Source organism: Paenibacillus sp. sgz302190 (genome assembly GCF_059820445.1).
In genome coordinates, this window is sequence record NZ_JBZYAO010000019.1 from 64,250 (window position 1) to 86,707 (window position 22,458).

23 protein-coding genes are annotated in these 22,458 nt (G+C 52.0%); 19 read left to right on the plus strand and 4 right to left on the minus strand.

Annotated features, from left to right (window positions below):
- Nucleotides 1-612: 612 nt before the first annotated feature.
- The 9 genes from AC6RNO_RS20925 to AC6RNO_RS20965 all read left to right on the plus strand — a co-directional run bounded on the left by AC6RNO_RS20925 (nucleotide 613) and on the right by AC6RNO_RS20965 (nucleotide 10,142).
- Nucleotides 613-1,635: an HD domain-containing phosphohydrolase gene (locus AC6RNO_RS20925; protein ID WP_497106612.1), complete on the plus strand. Its 1,023-nt coding sequence runs from the start codon at nucleotides 613-615 to the stop codon at nucleotides 1,633-1,635.
- A gap of 167 nt (nucleotides 1,636-1,802) precedes the next feature.
- Nucleotides 1,803-3,047 carry a sulfotransferase gene (locus AC6RNO_RS20930; protein ID WP_497106613.1) on the plus strand — a complete coding sequence of 415 codons (1,245 nt, stop codon included), beginning with the start codon at nucleotides 1,803-1,805 and terminating at the stop codon, nucleotides 3,045-3,047.
- Nucleotides 3,044-5,068, plus strand: a complete 2,025-nt coding sequence (locus tag AC6RNO_RS20935) for an asparagine synthase-related protein (protein ID WP_497106614.1) — start codon at nucleotides 3,044-3,046, stop codon at nucleotides 5,066-5,068. The genes AC6RNO_RS20930 and AC6RNO_RS20935 overlap by 4 nt, the downstream gene beginning before the upstream one ends.
- Nucleotides 5,025-5,153 carry a paeninodin family lasso peptide gene (locus AC6RNO_RS20940; RefSeq protein WP_474683962.1) on the plus strand — a complete coding sequence of 43 codons (129 nt, stop codon included), beginning with the start codon at nucleotides 5,025-5,027 and terminating at the stop codon, nucleotides 5,151-5,153. The genes AC6RNO_RS20935 and AC6RNO_RS20940 overlap by 44 nt, the downstream gene beginning before the upstream one ends.
- A gap of 247 nt (nucleotides 5,154-5,400) precedes the next feature.
- Nucleotides 5,401-6,378 (plus strand): aldolase, encoded by a 978-nt coding sequence (locus tag AC6RNO_RS20945; RefSeq protein WP_497106615.1) that lies wholly within the window; start codon nucleotides 5,401-5,403, stop codon nucleotides 6,376-6,378.
- Entirely contained in the window at nucleotides 6,375-6,668 is a 294-nt protein-coding gene (locus AC6RNO_RS20950; protein WP_497106616.1) for a lasso peptide biosynthesis PqqD family chaperone, read from the plus strand. The genes AC6RNO_RS20945 and AC6RNO_RS20950 overlap by 4 nt, the downstream gene beginning before the upstream one ends.
- A 48-nt stretch (nucleotides 6,669-6,716) precedes the next feature.
- Complete coding sequence (locus AC6RNO_RS20955; RefSeq protein WP_497106668.1) at nucleotides 6,717-7,121, plus strand: lasso peptide biosynthesis B2 protein; 405 nt, start codon at nucleotides 6,717-6,719, stop codon at nucleotides 7,119-7,121.
- Between the two features lie 24 nt (nucleotides 7,122-7,145).
- A complete protein-coding gene (locus AC6RNO_RS20960) occupies nucleotides 7,146-8,327 on the plus strand; it encodes a nucleotidyltransferase family protein (RefSeq protein WP_497106617.1) in 1,182 nt (393 codons plus the stop codon).
- A gap of 12 nt (nucleotides 8,328-8,339) precedes the next feature.
- Nucleotides 8,340-10,142 (plus strand): ATP-binding cassette domain-containing protein, encoded by a 1,803-nt coding sequence (locus tag AC6RNO_RS20965; protein ID WP_497106618.1) that lies wholly within the window; start codon nucleotides 8,340-8,342, stop codon nucleotides 10,140-10,142.
- Between the two features lie 29 nt (nucleotides 10,143-10,171).
- On the opposite strand, the gene cysC is transcribed toward AC6RNO_RS20965, so the two are convergent.
- The 4 genes from cysC to AC6RNO_RS20985 form a co-directional block, all read right to left on the minus strand.
- Nucleotides 10,172-10,798, minus strand: coding sequence for an adenylyl-sulfate kinase (gene cysC, locus AC6RNO_RS20970; protein ID WP_497106619.1), 627 nt, complete (start codon nucleotides 10,796-10,798; stop codon nucleotides 10,172-10,174).
- Between the two features lie 35 nt (nucleotides 10,799-10,833).
- Entirely contained in the window at nucleotides 10,834-11,247 is a 414-nt protein-coding gene (locus tag AC6RNO_RS20975) for a hypothetical protein (RefSeq protein WP_497106620.1), read from the minus strand.
- Nucleotides 11,222-11,857: an ImmA/IrrE family metallo-endopeptidase gene (locus AC6RNO_RS20980; RefSeq protein WP_474683968.1), complete on the minus strand. Its 636-nt coding sequence runs from the start codon at nucleotides 11,855-11,857 to the stop codon at nucleotides 11,222-11,224. The genes AC6RNO_RS20975 and AC6RNO_RS20980 overlap by 26 nt, the downstream gene beginning before the upstream one ends.
- Before the next feature lie 68 nt (nucleotides 11,858-11,925).
- Nucleotides 11,926-12,330 (minus strand): helix-turn-helix domain-containing protein, encoded by a 405-nt coding sequence (locus AC6RNO_RS20985; protein WP_474683969.1) that lies wholly within the window; start codon nucleotides 12,328-12,330, stop codon nucleotides 11,926-11,928.
- A 1,003-nt stretch (nucleotides 12,331-13,333) separates the two neighbouring features.
- Between AC6RNO_RS20985 and AC6RNO_RS20990 the strand changes: the two genes are divergently transcribed.
- The 10 genes from AC6RNO_RS20990 to AC6RNO_RS21035 all read left to right on the plus strand — a co-directional run bounded on the left by AC6RNO_RS20990 (nucleotide 13,334) and on the right by AC6RNO_RS21035 (nucleotide 22,457).
- Entirely contained in the window at nucleotides 13,334-13,780 is a 447-nt protein-coding gene (locus AC6RNO_RS20990; protein ID WP_497106669.1) for a TerB family tellurite resistance protein, read from the plus strand.
- A gap of 120 nt (nucleotides 13,781-13,900) precedes the next feature.
- Nucleotides 13,901-14,491 carry a TerD family protein gene (locus AC6RNO_RS20995; RefSeq protein WP_497106621.1) on the plus strand — a complete coding sequence of 197 codons (591 nt, stop codon included), beginning with the start codon at nucleotides 13,901-13,903 and terminating at the stop codon, nucleotides 14,489-14,491.
- A 36-nt stretch (nucleotides 14,492-14,527) separates the two neighbouring features.
- A complete protein-coding gene (locus AC6RNO_RS21000; protein WP_497106622.1) occupies nucleotides 14,528-15,109 on the plus strand; it encodes a TerD family protein in 582 nt (193 codons plus the stop codon).
- Nucleotides 15,110-15,132: 23 nt separating this feature from the next.
- A complete protein-coding gene (locus AC6RNO_RS21005) occupies nucleotides 15,133-15,717 on the plus strand; it encodes a TerD family protein (RefSeq protein ID WP_497106623.1) in 585 nt (194 codons plus the stop codon).
- An 81-nt stretch (nucleotides 15,718-15,798) separates the two neighbouring features.
- Entirely contained in the window at nucleotides 15,799-17,058 is a 1,260-nt protein-coding gene (locus AC6RNO_RS21010) for a TerD family protein (RefSeq protein ID WP_497106624.1), read from the plus strand.
- 30 nt (nucleotides 17,059-17,088) lie between these two features.
- On the plus strand, nucleotides 17,089-17,826 hold the full coding sequence (locus AC6RNO_RS21015) for a TerC family protein (RefSeq protein ID WP_497106625.1): 738 nt from the start codon (nucleotides 17,089-17,091) through the stop codon (nucleotides 17,824-17,826).
- Nucleotides 17,827-17,922: 96 nt separating this feature from the next.
- Complete coding sequence (locus AC6RNO_RS21020; RefSeq protein ID WP_474683975.1) at nucleotides 17,923-19,128, plus strand: HpcH/HpaI aldolase/citrate lyase family protein; 1,206 nt, start codon at nucleotides 17,923-17,925, stop codon at nucleotides 19,126-19,128.
- Nucleotides 19,073-20,497: a phosphoribosyltransferase family protein gene (locus AC6RNO_RS21025; RefSeq protein WP_488434333.1), complete on the plus strand. Its 1,425-nt coding sequence runs from the start codon at nucleotides 19,073-19,075 to the stop codon at nucleotides 20,495-20,497. Before AC6RNO_RS21020 ends, AC6RNO_RS21025 begins: the two co-directional genes overlap by 56 nt.
- Nucleotides 20,494-21,633, plus strand: coding sequence for a cysteine protease StiP domain-containing protein (locus AC6RNO_RS21030; protein ID WP_497106626.1), 1,140 nt, complete (start codon nucleotides 20,494-20,496; stop codon nucleotides 21,631-21,633). The genes AC6RNO_RS21025 and AC6RNO_RS21030 overlap by 4 nt, the downstream gene beginning before the upstream one ends.
- Complete coding sequence (locus AC6RNO_RS21035) at nucleotides 21,630-22,457, plus strand: HAD family hydrolase (RefSeq protein ID WP_497106627.1); 828 nt, start codon at nucleotides 21,630-21,632, stop codon at nucleotides 22,455-22,457. The genes AC6RNO_RS21030 and AC6RNO_RS21035 overlap by 4 nt, the downstream gene beginning before the upstream one ends.
- Nucleotide 22,458: the final 1 nt, after the last annotated feature.

A 22,458-nucleotide genomic window follows, 5' to 3' on the forward strand; every position in this document is an offset into this window, starting at 1 on the left:
GCCTCTCCTACGCGGGGCTCAGAGTTGAAGTAGGGGCAATGGGACTTGGCAGGGAGAGCGTCTGCGAAAGTGGAGGTTTTTTCCTGCACAGGTTACGGGCTGAAGTAGCGGGCAAGGCGGCTTAGAAAGGAAAAAGCCTGCAAAAGTGCAGGTTTATTCTCTAAAAATGGCTCGTTTGGCGAAAAGCCTGCGATTGTGCAGGAATTTTCGCTGAAATTGAACCTGAGCCCATATTCGCGGCGAAAAGCCTGCACAATTGCAGGAATATGTCACGGGCAGCGTATCCGTCGAGCAAAAACTGCACTTTTGCAGGTTTTTTCGCGCAACCGGGCGGATTTTGCGACCGGCTCTGACGTGCGGGTTTCTGGGCAGCCTGAAAAGCGCATCTTTTTGCCTTGCCTGCCGACACGCTTGCTTTCCGCAAAACGCAGGGCTGAGCCCGAACTCAGCCGACTCCCCCCCTTTAGCAGCATTCCCTTGTTCCTATAAGGACCATGCGAATGGTAATGGTTCCCCATATAAAATAGGAAAGTCATCCCATAGTAGCTGAAAATTTTGTCATATATAATGAAATGGAAATATGTTGTAATGCTGGGGCGAGGGGCGCTTTTTGTGGAACAGCTACTGGGCAAAAAAATAAAATACGATGTGACGACCGGCTACGGGCTTGTCCTGGTGCCGAGCGAGTCCATCCTGGATCAGGAGCATTTGAATCTGATTCGGCAGCACCGGATCGATTTGGCGGATATCATTCTGGCGTCCGAGCAAGAGATGATGCAAGTCTCCGAAGACTCAAACACGTCCCAAATGCTTGTTCAAAAAGCTACTCAGTATGCCAAGGATTTATTCGAACGCATACAGATGCAAAAGAAAGTACCTTTGCTCGAGGTCAAAAACGAGCTGATTCCGATTGTCCAGGAAGCTGCGGAGCATCCTGATTTGTTTCAATTGTTCGAAGCGGTGAAAGCGAAGGATGAGTATACGCATCGGCACAATATCGGTGTAGGCGTATTATCGACGCTGATCGGCAAGTGGTTGAACCTCGGCGATGCGGATGTCGCGCTGCTTTCGCTTGCGGCAACCATGCATGACGTCGGAAAAGTGCAGATTGCCAAGGAAATATTAATGAAGCCCGGCAAACTGACGGATGCCGAATTCGATGAAATGAAGCGCCATACGATCTATGGCTACAATATGCTGCGGGACACGGTGGGGGTGAGCTATCGCGTTTCGCTGGTTGCTTTGCAGCATCACGAACGTTCGGACGGAAGCGGATATCCGTTGAGATTGAAGCGGGATCATATCGATCCGATGAGCCGAATCGTAGCGGTAGCCGATATTTTTCACGCGATGTCCTCGACTCGTCCGTATCACGAAGCGATGCCGTTCTATGAGGTCGTGAGCCGAATGAGACAAGGCTTTTTCGGTGAGCTTGACCCTTACATCGTTGCGATTTTCCTCAATAATATGATTAACAGTCTGATCGGGCGCAAAGTGCTGCTGACCGACGGACAGTGGGGAGAGGTCGTTTATATCAACCCAAGCGACGATACGCACCCGCTTGTCAAAGTGGGCGAATCTTTTATCGATCTGAGCAAAGAACGCAACATCCATATCAAACAGGTGATTACTTGATTCAGAGCCCTCCGTAAAAGGAGGGCTTTTGTGTGTCATCGGCGTGGGCCCAACGATTGCGACAGACAGCGACAAAAATTTTTTTAGAAATTATGATACAAAACGGATAGTTATATGCTATAATAGATACATAACGTATCAAAGGCTAAGTTTTAGGGGGATTCGGCTTGATTGATGCCCAAGGCAATAATCTCATTTTTTTACTATGTGTACCCCGAAGCGGAAGCTCCCTTGTGACAGCCATGCTGCAAAACCACAGCCAAGTGTTCGCAACGCAGGAAATGTGGTTTTTGATGAGCTTGCTGGATCTGCGGGAAGGCAAAGCTCGCCCGTACGGGGGAGCGGGGATTATCAATCAGTTTTATAACGCCGTCGTCCCGCCGGACGTATATGAGCAGGCTTGCCGCTCCTTTGCGGTAAACATTTATAACGGCCTGATACGGAGCAGCGGAGCAACTTTTGCGGTCGACAAATCTCCCCGCTATTACGGCATCCTGGAGTTTTTGGACCGGCTGTTTCCGCAATCCAAAAGAATTTGGCTCATTCGGAATCCGTGGAGCATTCTTGCTTCTTATAAGAAAGTGAATGCCCATACGAATGTCAGCTTTGACCTTGTGCAAGACATGTACAATCCTCGTTTTGACGTCAAGATGACGGATCTTACGGCAGGAATGCTCCGATATACCGATTACTTCGCATCCCGGCATCCACAAGCTTACCGGCTCTCGTACGAGCGGCTGGTATCCAATCCACAGGAAGAAATGATACGGCTGTGCGCATTTTTAGGGATTACCTACGAAGAAGGACAAGAGAAGTATGGCGATCATATGAACACTTCCAAGTCCGAAATGTTTTACAGCATGGGAGTAGGGGACCCTTTCTTGTCGCACCATAAGGAAGCCCACCGAAACTCTCTTGACCATTGGAAACAAATTTTGAATAAAAAAGAAGTCGAAATTTACGGCCGGGTGCTTGGAGCGCGTATTTTTCACGAGCTTGGCTACAGCAGCCAATTGGAGGAAGCGCAGCGATGGACCGGCGTTCGGTTCGACCCTGAGCCGGATATGGAGCTTATTGGGCTGCGGGCCAGACAGTTCGCCGAGGCGACGGGCTGGATATGGCAGGACCGGTACGCCCTGTCCTCGCATTCGGCAGCGGCTGCCACAGCCGAAATTACCCCCGTTAGCGCGCCTGCACCTGCACCGGCGGACTCTCAAGTGCTGCAATGGCAGGCAGCCATACGCTCGCTTGAACGGAGGCTGGAAAAAAACGCAGCGGACAACAAACGTCTCCGCGAGCAGCTGCAGGCGATCAGGAGCAAGGTGAACCGGGTCAAATCGTTCATTCCGTTCGGGAATCGCCTGAGCCTTTGGGCTTCCCATTATTTGGCCCAACGAGGGAGGAAATCATGAGCGTTATAGTCGGTTTCTATAACCTGAATGGAGAGCAGGCTTCGCCGGAGCAATGCGGTGCATGGATGGCGGCGCTCGAGCGGTATCCCTCCGATAGTTCGCATGCCTGGTCGGACGGCCCTGTGTTTTTCGGCTGCCATGCCGTTTGGATTACGCCCGAATCCGTGCGCGAAAAGCTGCCTTATTACGATGGCATGCGCCGGGTGGCGATAACGGCGGACGCGATTCTGGATAATCGCGACGATTTGTTCGCCAAGCTCGATGTCGCGCCGGAAAAGCGCAAAGCGATGACGGACAGCGAGCTCATTGTTCTGGCCTACGGCAAATGGGACATCGATGCGCCCAAGCATTTGATCGGCGACTTCGCCTTCATGATTTGGGACGAGGCGAAGCGCAGGTTGTTCGGGGCCAGGGATGAATCGGGCAACAGGACGTTGTATTATCGCGATCACAGCGACAAGTTTGCGTTTTGCACGGCGATCGCTCCGCTGCTGGCGCTGCCGGGGATGAAAAAAGAGCTTCACGAACAATGGCTCTCCGAATTTTTGGCCATACCGGGCATGTATGAGACGGTGAATGTATATGCCACGCCTTACCGCAACGTCAAGCAGCTGCCTCCCGCGCATGCGATGACGATTGCGAACGGCAGTGTCGCTACCTTCCGCTATTCCTCGATCACTTCCGTGGAACCGCTCCGGCTTGGAAGCGGAGAGGAATATGTGGAAGCTTTCTGCGACGTCTTTCAAACCGCTGTGAAAGCGAGATTGCGCACATACCGGCAGGTCGGCGTCGCGCTCAGCGGAGGACTGGACTCCGGAGCGGTGGCCAGCTTTGCCGCCAAAGAGCTGCTGCCGGAGGGGAAGCTCCTGCACGCTTACAGCTACGTGCCGGTGGCGGACTTCGTGGATTGGACGTCTTCGCGGCTCATGCCTGACGAACGGCCTTTTATCCGCTCGGTCGTTCAGCATGTCGGCAACGTGAAAGAAAATTATTTGGATTTCCCGGGCAAAAGCCCGCTGTCGGACATGGACGAATGGCTGCAGCTCTTGGAAATGCCTTTTAAATATTTTCACAATATTTTTTGGATCAAAGGGCTTTACGAACACGCGCGGGAAGATGGCGCCGGGGTGCTGCTTACAGGGGCAAAAGGCAACTTCACGATCTCATGGGGGCCTGCGCTCGAGTATTACACCCGGCTTCTGCGCAGGCTGAAGCTGCTGCAATTGTCCCGCGAGCTCTTGCAGTATTCCCGGCTGACGGGGCTGAGCAAATCCCGCCTCATGCGGATCATCGGCAAGAGGGCGTTTCCCCTGCCGGGTTCCCGCAGCGCCGAAAGCTTGCAAGCTTACGCTTCCGATTTAATTAACCCGGACTTCGCCCTGAAGACCGGAGTGTTCGAACAAATCCCGGAGAGCGCGTTCGAATTGCACGGCTCCTCGGCTGACGCCCTGGAGGTCAGACTGGATAAGTTCAACAACTTAGCCATTGCCAACAAGAACGGCACCGTTTCGACGAAGCTGTCGATGCGTTTCGGTCTGATGGAACGGGATCCGACCAATGATCCGAGAGTCGCCCGTTTTTGCCTGTCGGTTCCATACGAACAGTACGTGCAAAACGGGCAGGACCGCTCGCTCGTCCGCCGGGCGACCCGCGGTTATTTGCCCGACAACGTCCGCTTGAATCAAAGAGTCCGCGGCGTTCAGCCGGCGGATTGGGTTCACCGGATGATGCCGTCCTGGCCGTCGTTCCTGAGTGAGGCGCACGACATGTGCAGCGACGGGATTGCCGCGGACTATTTGAACATCGACAGGATGAGAGCGGCCGCGTCCGAAGTGAAAGAACCTGTTCCCGCATACGCCAACAACGAAAATGTCAAAATTTTGATGCAGGGGCTGATCGTCTACCGTTTTCTTAAACATTTTCATAAACAGCCGGCGGCGGATCATTCGCCCGTTCGCTTGAAGGGAGGTGAATACGATGCAAAAGAAAGAGTGGAATCAACCGTCTTTGGAAGTTCTTGAAGTTGGCATGACAATGGGAGGCAAAGGATCTAAAGAGATCGACTGGGTAAGTGTGCACGATGCTGACCTTTACGACCCGAGCTAATGCTTTTCGTACTTATGCAATTGTTGTCTGATGCCGGTGTCCGGAGAGGATAAGCGCGGGCGTTATCCTCTCCGGAAACACGCAAGCAAAAGTTGGCGCTGTCCTGTCGAAAGACGGCGACGGCCATTTTGCTTTTGTTGCCACATAAGAATGATTAAGTTCTTTACAGCGCTAAAGCGCGTAGAACAGCATTCTTATTGACGAATAAACCTACCTCTGAACGCGGTCGCTCATCTTCGAAAAGACCTTGATAGAGGTTTATCTCACAAGACAGGGGGAATATTCCATTAAAGCATATAAACGGTCTGTCTACCAGGCGTTCGGGCTGCGCATCGCCAGCGATATCCCGCTTCCGGAGCTGACACTTGCGGAAGAGCAGGCCGAAACGGCGGACGTTGAGATCGAAACCGCCGATTTGACCTTGTTTTGGCAGGAGCGGGTGGCGGCATCCGAAAACTTTGTCGTCATAGACGGCGGCTTTCTGTTTCAAATTCCGGGCACGGCCATCTACAGGCTGCAGGAAGGGTCCAGAATTGCGGTTTCGCCGCTGCCGGGTTCCGATCCCGAAAAGGTCCGGGTGTATTTGCTCGGAACGTGTATGGGCGCCTTGCTGATGCAAAGGCGGATTCTCCCGCTGCACGGCAGCGCCGTCGTCGTAGACGGCAAAGCGTACGCTTTCGTCGGCGAGTCCGGCGCAGGCAAATCGACGCTTGCGGCCGCTTTTTTGAGCAGAGGCTGCCTGCTGCTGAGCGATGACGTCATCGCCGTCTCGCTCGCTGCGGATTCAGGCATGCCTGTCGTTCAACCGGCATATCCTCAACAGAAGCTGTGGCAGGAAAGCATGGACCGGCTGGGATTCGCGGCCAATCAATACCGGCCGGTGTACCAGGAGGTCAACAAGTATGCGGTTCCCGTTCACAGCGGCTATCATCGCGATCCGGCTCCGCTTGCCGGCGTGTTCGAGCTTGTGCCGACGGACGGCAGGGAGATCGAAATCCGCCCTTTCGGGAAGCTGGAGAAGCTGCACAAGCTGGTGCAGCATACTTACCGCAAGGCGCTCATCCGGCGGATGAATGCGGAGCAGTGGCACTTTGCGGTATCGGCGCAAGTAAGCGGACGCACGGAGATATACCGGCTTCATCGGCCGCTGGCCGGATTCTCGGCGCATGAGCTGACCGAGCAAATTTTACATACAATCGGCAAAGGGGTGTATTTAACGCGATGATCAGCCAGCAGCTTACATTAAGCGACCGCGTTGTGCAAAAAGCGGGCAGCCTCGTCAGCGACATGGACGGAGACAAGGTCATGCTTTGCGTGGAAACCGGCAAATATTACAATCTTGGTACCACCGGCGGCCGGATCTGGGAGCTGATCGCCGCCGAAACGTCTATCGGGGAAGTTGTCGGTTCGCTGGAAGCGGAATATGACATCGAGCCCTCCGCGTGCGAGGAGCAGGTGATCGCTTTTTTAAACCATTTGACCAGGGAAGGATTAATCCAAATCAGAAAGGGCTAATGGACCGTGTATAAAAAAGCAAAGGCGTTCCTTACTTTACGTCCTTTCATGAAGCTGCTTCTGCTTGAAGCGCTTGTGTATTTGGCGTGGGCGCGCATGTTGAAAGCGGCTCCCTTCGCCAAAGTCGCCCCCACGCTCGGCAGCCGGAGCGAAGAGACGCCGCATGCGCATCGGGACCGGGATGAGGCTGTCATCCGCAATATTTCCCGCGCAATCCGCATGATGAGCCGCCATACGCTGTGGGAAAGCAAATGCCTGGTCATGGCCATAGCGGGGATGAAGATGCTGGAGCGGCGCAAAATCGAAAGCACGCTCTATTTGGGAACCGCCAAAGACAAATCGGGCAAAATGATCGCCCACGCCTGGCTGCGCAGCGGTCCGTTCTATATTTCCGGAGCCGAGGGCATGGAGTCGTTCACGGTCGTCGAGAAATTCGGCAAAAGGTTTCAGTGATGAGAAAGTCGGGGGAGAACAAGGATGGGGAACGAATACGAGCTTGATCACCGTAATTGTCCAAAAGAGCTGGAACAAATTTTCGCGATCCTGCGGTTGAGCGATGATGAGCCGTGGGAAGCCCCGGCGGAAACTCCGGACATCGATTGGCGGTTGTTTCTGCAATATGCCAAGCATCACCGCATTTATCCGGCGCTGTATGCGAAGCTGAAGTGCGTCGACCGGAACGGGCGGATTCCTGCCCAGGTCATGCAGGCCCTTCGCTTCGAATCCGGCCGCAATGCGCTAAAGATGCTTCATCTGGGCGCGGAGATGGAACGGGTTTGCGCCTGGCTGGAAACGCACCAGCTCCGCACGCTCACGCTAAAGGGCCCGGTGCTGGCGAGGGAGCTATACGGCGACCTGTCGCTCAGAACTTCCAAAGATCTGGATATTCTCGTCCAGATTCAGGATGTGGAACTGGCGGAGCAGCTTTTGCAGCAGCTCGGCTACGTGATCCGCGACAATCCCGTCCGCGTGCTGGACTGGAAGTGGAAGCTCTATCACTGTTCTTATGTGCATCCGCAAAAAAAGGTGGAAATCGAGCTGCATTGGCGGCTTAATCCCGATATGGGCAAAGAAGAGCCGCAGTTCGGCGAGCTGTGGGAACGGAGAAGAACCTGTTCGATCGGCAGCAGCCCCGTCTATTATTTGGGCAACGAAGATTTATTTTTGTACCTCGTCTCGCACGGCTCCCGCCACGGCTGGTTCCGCCTCCGCTGGCTTGCGGATATCGACAGACTCGTCAGACTCGGGGTGCGCCCGGGAGAACTGCATGCGCTGCTTCGAAAATACGGCTGCGTGCATATCGGAGGGCAGGCGCTGATGCTCGCTTCCGGGCTGCTGCATACGCCGGTCAGCGATGAGATGAAGAGCTTGTTTTACGGACGGCGGCAGCGCCAGCTTGCCCAGAGCGCGCTTGCGTTCATTCACGCCTTGGCGAACCTGTGTCCGGACCCGCCGCCTGAGCTGGCGAAGCCTTTTCGCACCTACCTGTTTTCTCTGAAGAGCGGCAGGCAAAAGTGGACGTACATCTTGAACCGGCTTTATCCGAGCGCAAAAGATGCCGTCGTGCTGCCGCTGCCGAAAGCGCTGCATTTTTTATACTTCCCCTTGCGCCCGTTCCTGTGGTGTTGGCGGCAAATCAAGCAGCAATCATCGTTATAGGAGGGAATGCCCATGGGGGATATGCTGTTTTTTCTGAAAAAAATGGTTGCCGTGACTGGGAAAAGAATATTTCTCAATATGGCCGGCATGGTTACGGTCAGCTTATTGGACGGGATCGGCATTTATTTGCTGCTGCCCATGCTCGGAATGATCGGATTTTTTCATATCGATGCGGCCAGAAGCGTACCGCTGCCCTGGATGTCTACTGCGATAGAGCGCATACAGAGCGTGCTTAATTTGCCCGTTATTCTTGCCGTGTACGTAGCGATTATCGCGTTCCAGGCGTTACTGCAGCGCAATCAGACGATCCGCAGTTCGAAAATTCAGCAGCATTTTATCAAGCATCTGCGCTTTGAAACTTACCGGGCCATTTTGCAGGCCAAATGGGATTTTTTTCTGGCCAGGCGCAGGTCTGATTTCAGCCACATTTTGTCGACGGAACTGGCAAGGGTCAGCCAAGGAGCTAACATGTTCATGCAGTTGATCGCTTCTGTCATTTTTACCGTTATCCAGGTTGCTCTGGCCTTCTGGTTGTCTCCTCTTCTGACCGTCGTTATTCTGGTGAGCGGCGCCGCGATTTTCGTGCTGTTCCGCAAATTTGTCAGAAAAGCCAAATCGCTCGGCGATCGCACCTCCGAGCTGTCGCAGAGCTATTATGCAGGCATTACCGAGCATTTTAACGGCATCAAAGATATTAAAAGCAACCGTCTCGAGCACATTCACTTAACGTGGTTCCTTTCGCTATGCCAGCGCATCGAACAAAATGTAACCCAATTCGTCAGCCTGAATGCGACGACGCAGTCTCTTCATAAAATTGCGGCTTCCGTACTTGTCGCGCTGTTTATTTATACTTCGTTCGAATGGCTTCATATACCGCCCGAGAAGCTGATGCTGATCGTGATCATTTTCGCCCGTTTGTGGCCGCGGTTTACGCTTATTCAATCGAATCTGGAAAATATGGTGTCCATGTTCCCTGCGTTCAAGGCAGTTTTGGAACTTCAGCGCGAATGCAAAGCGGCACAGGAATGGAAAGTTCAAAAGGACGGCGGCTTGTCGCCCGCTATCCCGATTGAGCGCGGAATCGAATGCCGCGGTATCCGGTTCCGGTATGAGCAGGATTCCAAGTCCTATGCGCTTCATCATATAAATTTGTACATACCGGCCAAGGGGCTCACCGCGATTGTCGGCAAATCCGGCGCAGGCAAAAGCACCCTGATCGATATTTTGATGGGACTGATACAGCCGGAAAGCGGACAAATCCTCATAGACGGAGTTCCGCTTGACGGCAATACGCTGCTGCCTTTGCGAAGCTCGATCAGCTACGTGTCGCAGGACCCGTTCTTGTTCCATATGAGCATCCGCGACAATCTTTTGCTTGTGAACCCTCATGCGAGCGAAGAGGAGCTGTGGGAGGCGTTGAATTTTTCCGCTTCGGCCGAGTTCGTCGGCAAGCTTCCGCAGGGCATCGATACGGTTATCGGTGACCGGGGAGTGAGGCTGTCGGGCGGAGAACGGCAGCGCATCGTGCTGGCCCGAGCGATTCTCCGCAAGCCTTCGATTCTTATACTGGACGAAGCGACAAGCGCGCTGGACAGTGAAAACGAACTGAAAGTTCAGCAGGCGATCGAGCGGTTAAAAGGGAGCTTGACGATTATCGTCATCGCGCACCGGTTATCGACGATTCGCGGAGCCGATCAGGTCATCGTATTGGATCAGGGGAAATTGGTTCAGCAGGGGGGCTACCAGCAGCTGTCGCAGGAAACGAAGGGGATGTTCAGCAAACTGTTGGGCTATCAAACCGAGGCGCATGCTTGATTTGCGCTGCTATGCTATGCGCCTCGTTGCTAGGGAGAGAGAAGCTTCTCATCGACGGTGAGGAAGTTTCTCTTTTCCAATTGTTCGATAAGCAAACGAACCGATTGCTCGACGGTCAGATTTTCCGTATCAATCGTAATATCGGGGCTGCGGGGAACGTCGTATCCGGCTGAAACGCCCGTGAAATGAGGGATTTCGCCTCTCCGCGCTTTCCGGTACAGACCTTTGGGATCTCTCCGTTCGCATTCCTCCAGCGAGCATTTGACGTATACCTCCAAAAAATCCCCCTCATCGAACAAGCTTCGCACCATCGCCCGGTCGTTCTCATTCGGGGAAATAAACGCGGAAAGCACGATCAGTCCGGCATCCGCGAACAGCTTCGACACTTCGCCGATGCGGCGGACGTTCTCTTTCCGGTCTTGGCCTGTGAAGCCCAGGTCTGCATTCAATCCATGCCGGATGTTGTCCCCATCGAGCACATAAGAGCGAATGTCTCTGAGATAAAGCTCCTTCTCCAGCGCGAACACCAGCGTCGACTTGCCTGCGCCGGACAAGCCTGTAAACCATAAGACGCAGCTTTTGTGCCCATTTTTCAAAAAGCGCTCTTGCCTGGTCACAACGGAGTGATGCCAGGTTACGGATGGAGATTGTTCCACGGCGCGTTCACCTCTGTATATACAAAATGTATCTTCTATGTATCATTATGTATCATAGTAACACAACTTTGCAGGAATGGACAGTCTTCGCGGGTATACGGACTCTCGCTTTTTTCGATTTGCAGCACTTCCTCGATGTCGCCGATGCGAATCCACATATGCAGCGCGTCATCGGTGTCGACCAAGCCGTGACGCGTCTGTATCGATTGCAGATGAATGCCGACGCAATGAGGATAACGCTCATTCACCGTAAGATCCTCAAGCAGGACGGATACTCCCGGCTCCGTATCGGCTATGTCCTCGATATGAAGCTGCCGAAATGGCGCGGCGAGCGGCACATAGAACATTTGTTTGCGTAAGTCCAGTTCCCCGGGCCTAAAGCGTATCGTCATCAGAAACGGTTTTAAATGCGTATCGTGGAATTCATACAAAACCGTCAGCTTCGCCATGCTTGTCCGCTCCTTTCCGCTTCAGCTGCTTCTCCAGCTTGTCCATGATTTGCATCGTCGCATCCGACCAGTTGGCCGGGTTGTATTTGCGGGCCAGGCTTCGCGTGTAAGCCAGGTACTCGCTGTCCCAGATACCCTGCAGGGTACGCCGCTGAATTTGCAGCAGTCTGGCTGCGGCCAGCTTGTAGGTCACGCCGAACTCGTCCGCGATCAGATCGATGCATTCGCTTTGGCGTTCCGGCAGAGCAAGCTTCGCCAGCATCGGAAAAGGGATGGCCGCGTACATTTGAAAATTCGCCGCATCGTGCTCCTGCCAGTCGACGTAATCCATCGGCATCATCATCTGATTGCCCGAATGGCGCAACACATGGCACAGCTCGTGCAGGAAATCCTCCCACTGCTCCTTCGCGCTCAGGCGGGAGTCGATATTCATGCTGAAAAGCCCGTTATTTTCCACAGCCATGCTGTTCATATCCATATAATACACCCAGATATCCAGCTTCGCCGCCAGATTGGCGATACGCAGCTGATCGGGCGCAGTGATCTCCAGCTTTTCGTACAAGGCTTCAATGGACTGTTCCAGAGGGGTTTTCTGATAATGGGAAAACATAAAAACACCTCTCCGATAAGAATATATGTTCGGTGAAAAGCGAGAAAGAATGGCCCCATTAGGGCCAGTCAGCTTTGTTCTGTATCCGGTCTGCGGTTCTGCTGCTGCTCTTTGATGAAGTTCCAGAAGCGCAGCATCTCATCGCGCCGTTCTTTGGGCGCGCTTTTGAAATCTTTGAAAAATAGGCTGACTTCAACATCGTCCGCATCCATCGGGTCCGCTGGGTGCGCGGATTCGAGCGCTTCTTCGTCCGTAGGCGCGAAGCCGGCCAGCAGGAGCAGTTCGTCCTTATCGCCGCCAAGCGCATCCGCAAGCGCAATAACCGTCTCTCTCGACGGGTGGAAGCGGTTGTTCTCTATGGAGTTGATAAACGAGTAGCTGACTCCGGACCGTTCGCCAAGCTCGCGCAGCGTAAAGCCCCGCTGCTTTCTCAAGCGCTTGATCGTAACTCCGAATTGCACCATGTCTTTCATTGCTTCATCACCTGTTTCTATTGTAAATGTTTTGTCATACAAAACACAAGTTAAAAAAACTTTACTTTTTCAAAAAGTTTAGAACGTCTCGCCGTTCGGCCAGGGCAACCGGAAGGGCCGGCATGTGAACGACGGCGCAGCCGTTCGTTAGGCGGTGCCCGGCAGCCGGCCGGCAAAACCTGCGAAAGCCAGACTGCTGCAAAACTCCCGCACTAGGAGTCTATCCGATGAACTCAGTAGAAGGTATGCATAGGCTCGGGCTCATTTTCATCGAAAATTGCTGCACAATCCAGATTGTTGAGGAAGTTACAGCATTTGTTAGAGTTAGGGGGACGAGAGGGGGCGGTAGCCGCTTTTTCTCAACGCGCGCCTCTCCCGGCGTAGGTTGCTGACTGCACAACTTGGCAGGAGGCAGCTAGGCAGGGAGAAAACCTGCGAAAGTGCAGTTTTTTTCTGTGAAATTGGTTTGTTTTGGCGAAAAACCTGCGAAAGTGCAGGAATTTTCGCTGAAAGTGAATCTCTGTCCATGTGTTCGGTGAAAAGCCTGCACAATTGCAGGAATTCTTCGTGGCCAGCGTACCTAGGGCGCAAATTCATGTACTTTTGCAGGAATTTTTCGCGCAGCAAGGTAGATTTGGCTATCGCCTCTGGCATTGGGGGCAACGGCCCGACAGTCGCAGGCTTTGCGGTTTGCCCCGCCAGGCAGCTTCCCGCGTCCCCGCCCCAGGCATTGGGGGCAACAGCCTGACAGTCGCAGGCCTTCCGCCTATGGCCAGCGATGTGCAGCTTTGGCCGGCGTGTTTAACGGTTTCGCCTGTTTTCTTCACGTATATGTTGTTACCGTAAAGCGGTTGGCGCACGAATTGTCAAATCGTGTCTAACTAAGGTAGAATTAATGGATAGGAAGATTTGGAAGGAGTGGCAGGTCTAGAGAACAGCTGGGCGACGCCAATCCCCATCCCCTATATCATAATTTCATTGGCCGAGGAGAGAGATGAACATGCTGAATAATTTTAAATCATGGGTCAACAATGCGAAAAACGGTCTGACTGACCAAGTGAAAAAATACAAAAATAAAGATTTCCTGGAAGCGGTTGTCGCCGGCTGCGCGCTTGTCGCTGCTGCGGACGGTTCCATTAGCGCCGCCGAGAAGCAAAAAATGGCCGGTTACATCGGGCGCAGCGAAGAATTGAAGGTATTCGAGATGAGCCAAGTTATCGAGAGATTCAATCATTATGTGAGCAATTTCGAGTTCGACGCGATTATCGGCAAACAGGAAGCGCTGAAAGCAATCGGCAAGCTTAGAGACAAGCCCGAAGTTGCAAGGGTAGTCATAAGCGTATGCTGCGCCGTAGGTTCGGCGGACGGTGATTTTGACGCGAAAGAGCAAGAAGTCGTCAAAGAAATTTGCAGCGCGCTCGCAATCAGCGCCTCCGAATTCGGTTTGTAAAAATTTGTTGAGTTCTGAAACCATTCACCGGTTACTTCGTATTGCATGTTTGTGATTCAACAATTCTCGAACCGGCTTGCATGCAGCGGTACAGGGAACGTGCGAGGGGAGGTGAACGAATTGTCTATCAGTCTGGTAAAAGGACAAAAGATTGATCTGACCAAAGGAAAAGCCGGGCTTTCGAAAATCACCGTCGGTCTGGGCTGGGATCCGGCCGTGCAAAAAGGATTTTTCGGCATGAAAAAGACCGTCAACATCGACTGCGACGCCTCTGCGATCATGCTCGACGCGAACGGCAAGCTGACCAAGGAAGGAAATCTTGTATGTTTTTACAACAAGAACAGTGGATGCAATTCCGTCATTCATTCCGGGGACAACTTGACCGGCGATGGCGACGGCGACGATGAGCAAATTTTTGTCGATCTGCACAAAGTGCCTTCCGATGTTCACAAGATCTTGATGGTCGTTAACATCTATGATTGCGAAAACCGGAAGCAGGACTTTGGCATGATACAATCGGCCTACATCCGCATCGTCGACAGCAACAACAACCAGGAATTGGTCAAGTTTAATCTTACGGATAACTACTCCGGCAAAACGGCGCTTATCGTCGGCGAATTGTACCGTCATCAGGAAGAATGGAAGTTTGCGGCTATCGGCGAAGCTACCCACGCTCCGCATATCGATGTGCTTGCAAGAAATTATGTTTAATATACCAAATCTTAAATATAGAAAGAGGTCATAACAATGGCAATTAGTCTTTCCAAAGGGCAAAAAGTCGATCTTACCAAAACGAATCCGGGGCTTGCAAAAGTAATTGTCGGTCTGGGCTGGGACACTAAAAAATATGACGGCGGTTCCGATTTCGACCTGGACGCGTCCGTATTTTTGGCTAACGGAAGCGGAAAAGTCAGCTCCGATAAAAATTTCGTTTTTTACGGCAACAAGCAAAACGAAAACGGTTCTGTCGTGCACGGCGGAGATAACCGGACCGGAGCGGGCGACGGCGACGACGAGCAAGTACATATCGATCTTGCCTCCATTCCTGCGGATGTCGAGAAAGTCGCTTTTTGCATTACGATCCACGAAGCGGACGTGCGCAGCCAAAATTTCGGACAAGTTTCCAACGCTTATGCGCGCATCGTAAACGAAGCGAACGGCGAAGAACTGGTCCGTTTCGATTTGGGCGAAGATTTCTCCATCGAAACGGCTGTCGTTGTCGGCGAGCTGTACCGTAACAGCGGCGAATGGAAATTCAATGCGATCGGCAGCGGGTACAAAAACGGGCTTGCAGGCTTGTGCGCCGATTACGGCCTTCAAGTTGGCTAAACAGAAACAGGAGGTAACAAAACATGTCGATTAATTTATCGAAAGGCCAGCGTATCGATCTTACGAAAACAAACCCGGGTCTGACGAAAGTCATCATCGGTCTGGGCTGGGATACGAACAAATATAACGGCGGACATGATTTTGACCTCGACGCCTCTGCATTTTTGATTCACCAGGACGGAAAAGCCAAAGGGGAAGACGATTTCGTGTTTTACAATCGTCTGATCGGCGGCAGCGGTTCCGTTGAGCATACCGGCGATAACCGTACCGGTGAAGGCGACGGCGACGACGAGCAGATCAAAATCGATTTCAGCAAAGTTCCTGCGCATATTTCCCGCATCGGCATCACCGTTACGATTCACGATGCGGAGAGCCGTAGCCAGAACTTCGGTCAAGTATCCAACGCCTTTGTTCGCGTAGTGGATGAAGTGTCCAATCGCGAAGTGCTCCGCTTTGACTTGGGCGAAGATTTCTCGGTTGAAACTGCGGTCGTTATTTGCGAGTTATATCGCGATGCGTCCGGAACGGAATGGAAATTCCAGGCTGTGGGCAGCGGATTCTCAGGTGGATTGGCCGCTTTATGCCGCAATTACGGACTTCCTGTATAACGTAATACACAATTGCAAAGGGTGAGCGATACCTGAGTCTGTTCACCCTGTTTATTTATTCAGGGAAGGTGTATGCAAACGATGACGATACAGGTTATTAAAGGGCAAAAGGCCGATATCACCAAAAACAATCCAGGACTTTCGCGGATTGCGGTCAGTCTCGGCTGGAAGGCGCCGGCCCATATAGAACTGGATACATCCGCATTTTTGCTCGCCGCCGGCGGCAAGGTTCCAAACGACGACCATCTGATCTTCTATAACAATCCTGAGGCAGGCCAATACATAAAGTATACCGAAGCGCCCGCTTCATCGCCGGCCAACAAATTGTTCCGCATCGACTTGAGTGCTGTTCCTGCGCACATAGAGAAAATGGCTGTATCGCTTACCATTCATGAAGGCGAGAAGCGCGGACAGCGTTTTAATGAGGTTAGCCAGTTGTATCTTAGCGTCGCAGACGAAAGCAGCGGTGCGGAGATATTGAAATATGACCTTGGCAATCAGTTTTCCGTAGAAACGGCAATCGTTGTCGGAGAGTTCTACAGGTACAACAGCGATTGGAAGTTTAATGCAATAGGAGCGGGCTTTTCGGGCGGGCTTCAGGCACTTTGTGCGAGTTTTGGCATTGAAGTGACGGAAGAGCAGAATTCCCCGCCGAGCAATCCGGTACCCCAGCCCGTTAATCGAGTTACGCAAGCGACACCGCCTCAACCGCCCCCAGCTCCGCCCAGTCCGAATCCGGTCAATCTTTCGAAAATTGAGCTCAAGAAAAAGGGAGACAAGATTAATCTTCAAAAGAAAGCTTCCGGTGCATTGGGAGAAATTCTTGTCAACCTGAACTGGAATCAAACGAAATCAGGCGGCTTTTTCAAACGAAAAACCGGGGTGGATCTTGATCTTGCTTGTTTGTATGAATTGAAATCGGGTGAAAAGGGCGTCATCCAAGCGCTCGGCGGCTCGTTCGGCTCGTTAAAACGGGAGCCTTTCATATCGCTCGATGGCGATGATCGTACAGGGTCCGTGTCAACCGGCGAGAACATTCGGATTAACGGCAACAAGCTGTCCGAGATTAAGCGTATTTTAATTTTTGCTTTTATTTACGAAGGCGTTGCGAACTGGGCTGAAGCCGACGGGGTCGTGACGATCAAGCAGCAGGATGGCCCGGATATCGTGGTCAAGATGGACGAGCACAACAATAGATTGCCGATGTGCGCCATCGCCATGATCCAAAACAGCGACAACGAAACGCTGAGCATCGAAAGGCTGGTACAGTATTATTCCGGGCATCGGGATTTGGATAACGCCTACAATTGGGGATTGCGCTGGGTAGCCGGAAGCAAATAGCATTTTTAAATGAGCCGGGAGGGTTCGACTTTGGCAGACTTTTTTACCAGTTTTATTAACAATTTTTCATCGTTTTTCAGCTGGGACGTCATTGTGGCGACAGTCAGCGATCCTGTAAACTGGGGGATCATCGGAACTTTGATTCTGCTTGAGGGACTGCTTTCCGCAGACAACGCTCTGGTTCTGGCCGTAATGGTCAGGCATCTCCCTAAAGAGCAGCAGAAGAAGGCGCTTTTTTACGGCCTCATCGGTGCTTATCTTTTTCGCTTCCTGGCCATTGGCGTCGGAACGTTTCTCGTGCAAATCACGTGGGTTAAAGTGGTCGGCGGCTTGTATTTGCTGTGGATTGCCATCAGCAACCTGTTTCTTAAAAAAGAGGAGCCGGAAGGCGAGGAAGTCGCAAATAAAGGCTATTCATTTTGGAGAACGGTGCTTGCCGTCGAATTGATGGATATTGCTTTTAGCGTGGATAGCGTTCTGGCCGCATTCGGAGTCAGCGAGAAGGTATGGGTACTGTTCCTTGGCGGTATTCTGGGCGTCCTTATGATGCGCGGAGTCGCTCAGGTTTTCCTGAGACTGATCGAAAAATTCCCCGAGCTGGAGAAAGCCGCTTTTATCCTGATCATTATTATCGGACTTAAGATGATCGCAGCCGCATTCGGTCTCCATGTCTCGCACGTTGTGTTCTTCTCTGTACTCATTGCCGTTTTCGTAGGGACGATCATCTTCAGCGCTATGCGGAAAAAGGGCGATTCGGCCAAAGCATAGCCGATTGCTGCCCGAACATTTGTAAAAAGCATCGCTCAAAACATAGTCTCTCCAATATAAGGGGAGATTTTTTTACCCGAGTTCAGGAGGGTCGGCATGAAGTATTTCCAGTATTTAAGCTTGGAAGAGGAAAAAGATCTCTTCTTCTCGCCGCCGGAGCAATTCGACAACCGTTCGGATAAAGAATTGCTTGCGTATTCGGTTGGCGCTGCCTTGTATATGCCGGCAACTCGTCAAACGATTGCTGATGATATTGTGTTTGGAAAGCATGAAGGACTCGTATCGATGGTCATCGATCTTGAGGATGCGATCGGTGACCACGAGGTTCGGCAGGCGGAGGATTCTTTGCTCCAGCAGCTATTTCGGATATCTTCCTTTATTACGATCGGAACGCTATGCCGGGATAAACTGCCGCTTATTTTCATACGCGTACGTGATGAAGAGCAGCTTGAACGGATGATTGCCCGGCTTGAGCATCATATTGAACTCATTCTTGGTTTTGTTTTTCCGAAATTTTCGCCGGTCAACGGCGGGAGATTTTTCGAAATTTTGCAGCGGTACAATCGGGCAAGAGGAAGCGGCGTTCCCGTATTGTACGGCATGCCGATCCTGGAAATCGCGGGCATTCTGTATAAGGAAACCCGCATCGATACCCTTTTGGCGATTAAGACTATTTTGGACGGCAACAAAGAGTATGTGCTGAATGTCCGCATCGGCGCTACGGATTTTTCCAGTCTATTCGGTTTGCGCAGAAGTCCCGATATGACCATTTACGACATCGCTACGATTCGGGATTGCATAGCCGATATTATTAACATTTTTGGGCGATGGGACAGCCATTACGTCATTTCCGGTCCGGTATGGGAATATTTTTCGAGCCGGGAACGGGTCATCAAGCCTCAATTGAGACAAACTCCTTTTGAAGAAGTATTTGGCAGGCAAGGGCGCAAGCTTCGGCAGCAGTACATTTCCAAATATGTGGACGGCCTCATTCGGGAGGTTATATTGGATAAAGAAAACGGCATTATCGGAAAGACGATCATCCATCCGACACATATCAAGCCCGTACAGTGCCTGTATACCGTAAGTCATGAGGAATATTTGGACGCGGAGAGCATCATCGGCAATACGCATGGTTATCTGGGCGTTCTGAAGAGCGAATATTCGAATAAGATGAACGAAATCAAACCCCATCTGACATGGGCAAGAAGAATAATGGCACGATCAAAAATTTATGGGGTGCTACATGAAAAACAACATTTTATCTCACTCCTGCAACAATCCCATCAAGCTTACCTATGACGTATTGGGGGATTTGAAGGTTCAAGTGAACGTTACCCATAATCCCTATGATATTCCTCCGGATTGTCTGTTTTCCATGGCTGCGAGGGTCAATAAGAAGCGGTCGTTCCTGTTCGTAAGCAAAATTCTCGGCAAGCATATTCCGGTTCAACCGCATGTCTCCCTGTTAAGCGGAGCGTCGCTCTCTCTACTCATTTATGAGCGGGCAGGGGGACAGCGCAAGGAGTCCCTCATGCGGGATATCGTGCAAGCTTTTCAGCAGCCGGCCAAAGCCAGGGAAGCTTATGAAAAGCTTGGCAGGGAAAATCTTGAGCCGCCTATGGAGCTGAAAATGATCGGGTTCGCGGAAACCGCCACCGCCATCGGCCACAGCGCCTATGAGGCGTTCAGGGCGGGCGTCGGTTATTTCCACACGACTCGCGAACAGGTTTTCTTTAGCGGCAGCAGGATCGATTCTGCGATTCATTTTGAGGAAGAACATTCGCATGCGACCTCGCATTATTGTTATCCGCAGGCGGCGAATTTTTTGCAAGGGACTGATCCGGTCGTTTTAATTGACGACGAAATCACGACGGGCAAAACTTCCTTGAATATCATACGCGAAATTCAGCGGAAATACCCCCGCACTACATATATCGTAGCCGCCCTTTTGGATTGGAGGACGGCGGAAGACGAAGAGGCGTACGCCCGCTTGGAGAAGGAGACGGGGATTACGATTCAGGTCGTATCTCTGTTGAAAGGAACGATTCAAGTAACAGGCGGGCCGATCGAGCAAGCGAAGCCTTTGCAAATGAGCGACTCCGTAGTTCGGCCTCAATATGGCGTTGTCAACGTTGCGGAAGATTTTGCCCACATGCCGTTCTATTCTGCAGACTGCAAGGGGGACGTGAACGCAGCCGTTTATTTGCGGCATACGGGCCGGTTCGGCCTGGAACCGGAACATAACCGGGACTTGAATGACTCCGTCGCCCGCACGGCGGAAAGGCTGAGAGCATTGAGGCTTGGAGGCAAGACGCTCTGCCTCGGCACCGGCGAGTTCATGTTCATTCCGATGCGGATTGCGGGGGAGATGGGGGATCAGGTCTACTATCAATCGACGACCAGAAGCCCCATACATCCTTCGCCCGAACAAGGCTATGCCATACAATCGGCATACGCGTACCCGTCCCCGGACGACGAGCAAATCATCAATTATTTGTACAATGTGAAGGGACACTCTTACACAGATCTGTTCGTTTTTTTGGAAAGAGAGACCGGGCCCGGGCAGCTGCTGCCGTTAAAAAGGGCATTGGATCAACTGGATATCCCGCAAATTACTTTTGTTTTTTTCTCGCCTCCTACTTACGACTTAAAGGAGCTTTTTCTATGACGAATCCTTTTTTGACCAAAATGGTCCATCCTCCTGTGCCTATGGGCAGTTATTCGCCTGATGACGTCACTTTTTTGTTGAAGGATATTAGCGATGCCAGTCTGGAAAAGGGGACGGAAGACCGGGAGGAAGCCATTCAATCCGGGGTTCATTATTCGGAAATGCTTCCTGTGGAGTATCAACCGTCCGAACCGTATGTTGCGTTATTTCACGAGACGCTGCAGCAGAGTGCGAAAAAGGTCGCGCTTGCCGCCGGCACTGTCGCTGAGCTCATCCTACACAAAAAAGGAAAACAAGCCGTACTCGTCTCCCTGGCCAGGGCCGGGACACCGATCGGCATTTTAATAAAAAGATACGTCCTTATGAAGTATGGCATAAACTTGCAGCATTACAGCATTTCCATTATTCGTGGCAAAGGAATTGATGAGAATGCACTGATCTACATGCTGCAGGAGCGCCAAAGCGAGCATATCCAGTTTGTAGACGGCTGGACCGGCAAAGGAGCCATTCGCCGGGTGCTCATCGAGGCTTGCAGCCGGTTCGAGGCCGAATACGGCGTCAAGCTCGATGACGATCTTGCGGTCTTGGCGGACCCGGGACACTGTTCGGATACGTATGGGACGAGGGAAGATTTTTTAATTCCGAGCGCGTGTCTGAATTCAACCGTTTCCGGGCTGATGAGCCGGACGGTGCACAAGGAAGACCTCATCGGGCCGACCGATTTTCATGGGGCGAAATATTACAAGGAATGGCTGGATAACGACGTCTCCGGACTGTTCATCGACACAGTTGCAGCTTATTTTGATAAGATTGGCGCACAGGCCATGGACAATGCACGGAACATACTGAATAGAGATGATGCGCCCACGTGGCAAGGGCTGCGGGACATTGAAGCGATTCAGCGGAATTTTGGCATTGCCGATGTGAATCTTGTTAAGCCGGGTGTTGGCGAAACGACGAGAGTGCTGCTTAGAAGAGTGCCTTGGAAAATTTTGGTTGATCGTTTGGATAATCCCAATCTTCAGCACATCATGCTTCTGGCTGCCGAGCGCAGCGTGCCTGTAGAAGTTTTCCCCGGATTGACGTATTCCTGCTGCGGAATCATTAAGCCGCTTAAAGGAGAGCGGAGCGAATGATCTTTGCCAGTGATTTGGACCAGACTTTGATCTATTCCGAACGGTCGCACGGATTGGAGCTTTCATCGGAGTATCCGATGTCTCCCGCCGAAATCGTTGAAGACCGCGTGCAGTCTTATGTCTCCGATTACGTGCAGCGGCAGCTAAGCGCTCTGGACGCCAGGCTGCGGTTCATTCCCGTAACGACCAGAACGATGGCGCAGTACCGGCGGATTCATTTGTTTGCATTGAACATCAAGCCCCAATATGCGATTACAAGCAATGGCGGCAATATACTGGTGGACGGACAGCCGGATCAGGCATGGAACGGGCAGCTGCAGCGGAAAATGCTTCATTCCAGCACCAATTGGCAGGAAGTCCGGCACATTTTTCAAGAAATTGCGGCTCCTGAATGGGTGCTTGGCGAACGCTTTTGCGACGAGTTGTTTTTTTCGTACGTTATTCAAAGGGAGAAAATGCCGCAGCCGGAAGTGCAGCAAGTCTCGGAATTGCTGCAAAGCAAGGGCTGGAACGTCTCCGTCCAGGGCAGAAAAATATATGTGGTGCCCGGCGCGGTCAATAAACAGGACGCAGTCGCTCACCTCCGGGAGATCGTGCAGTCGGACACCGTCATTGCTTCCGGGGATTCTTTGCTGGATCAGGGCATGTTGAATGAAGCCGATTTCGCAGTAGTCCCCAAGCATGGCGAACTGTACAGGGAGCATTTGAAAAAGGGTTCCCCCGCCAACTACCATTTTACGGAAAGATCGGGAATTCGCGCCTCGGATGAAATTGTCGATTACGTCTCGCTGCGGCTATTGGAACATCAGGGCCAGCAACAATAAA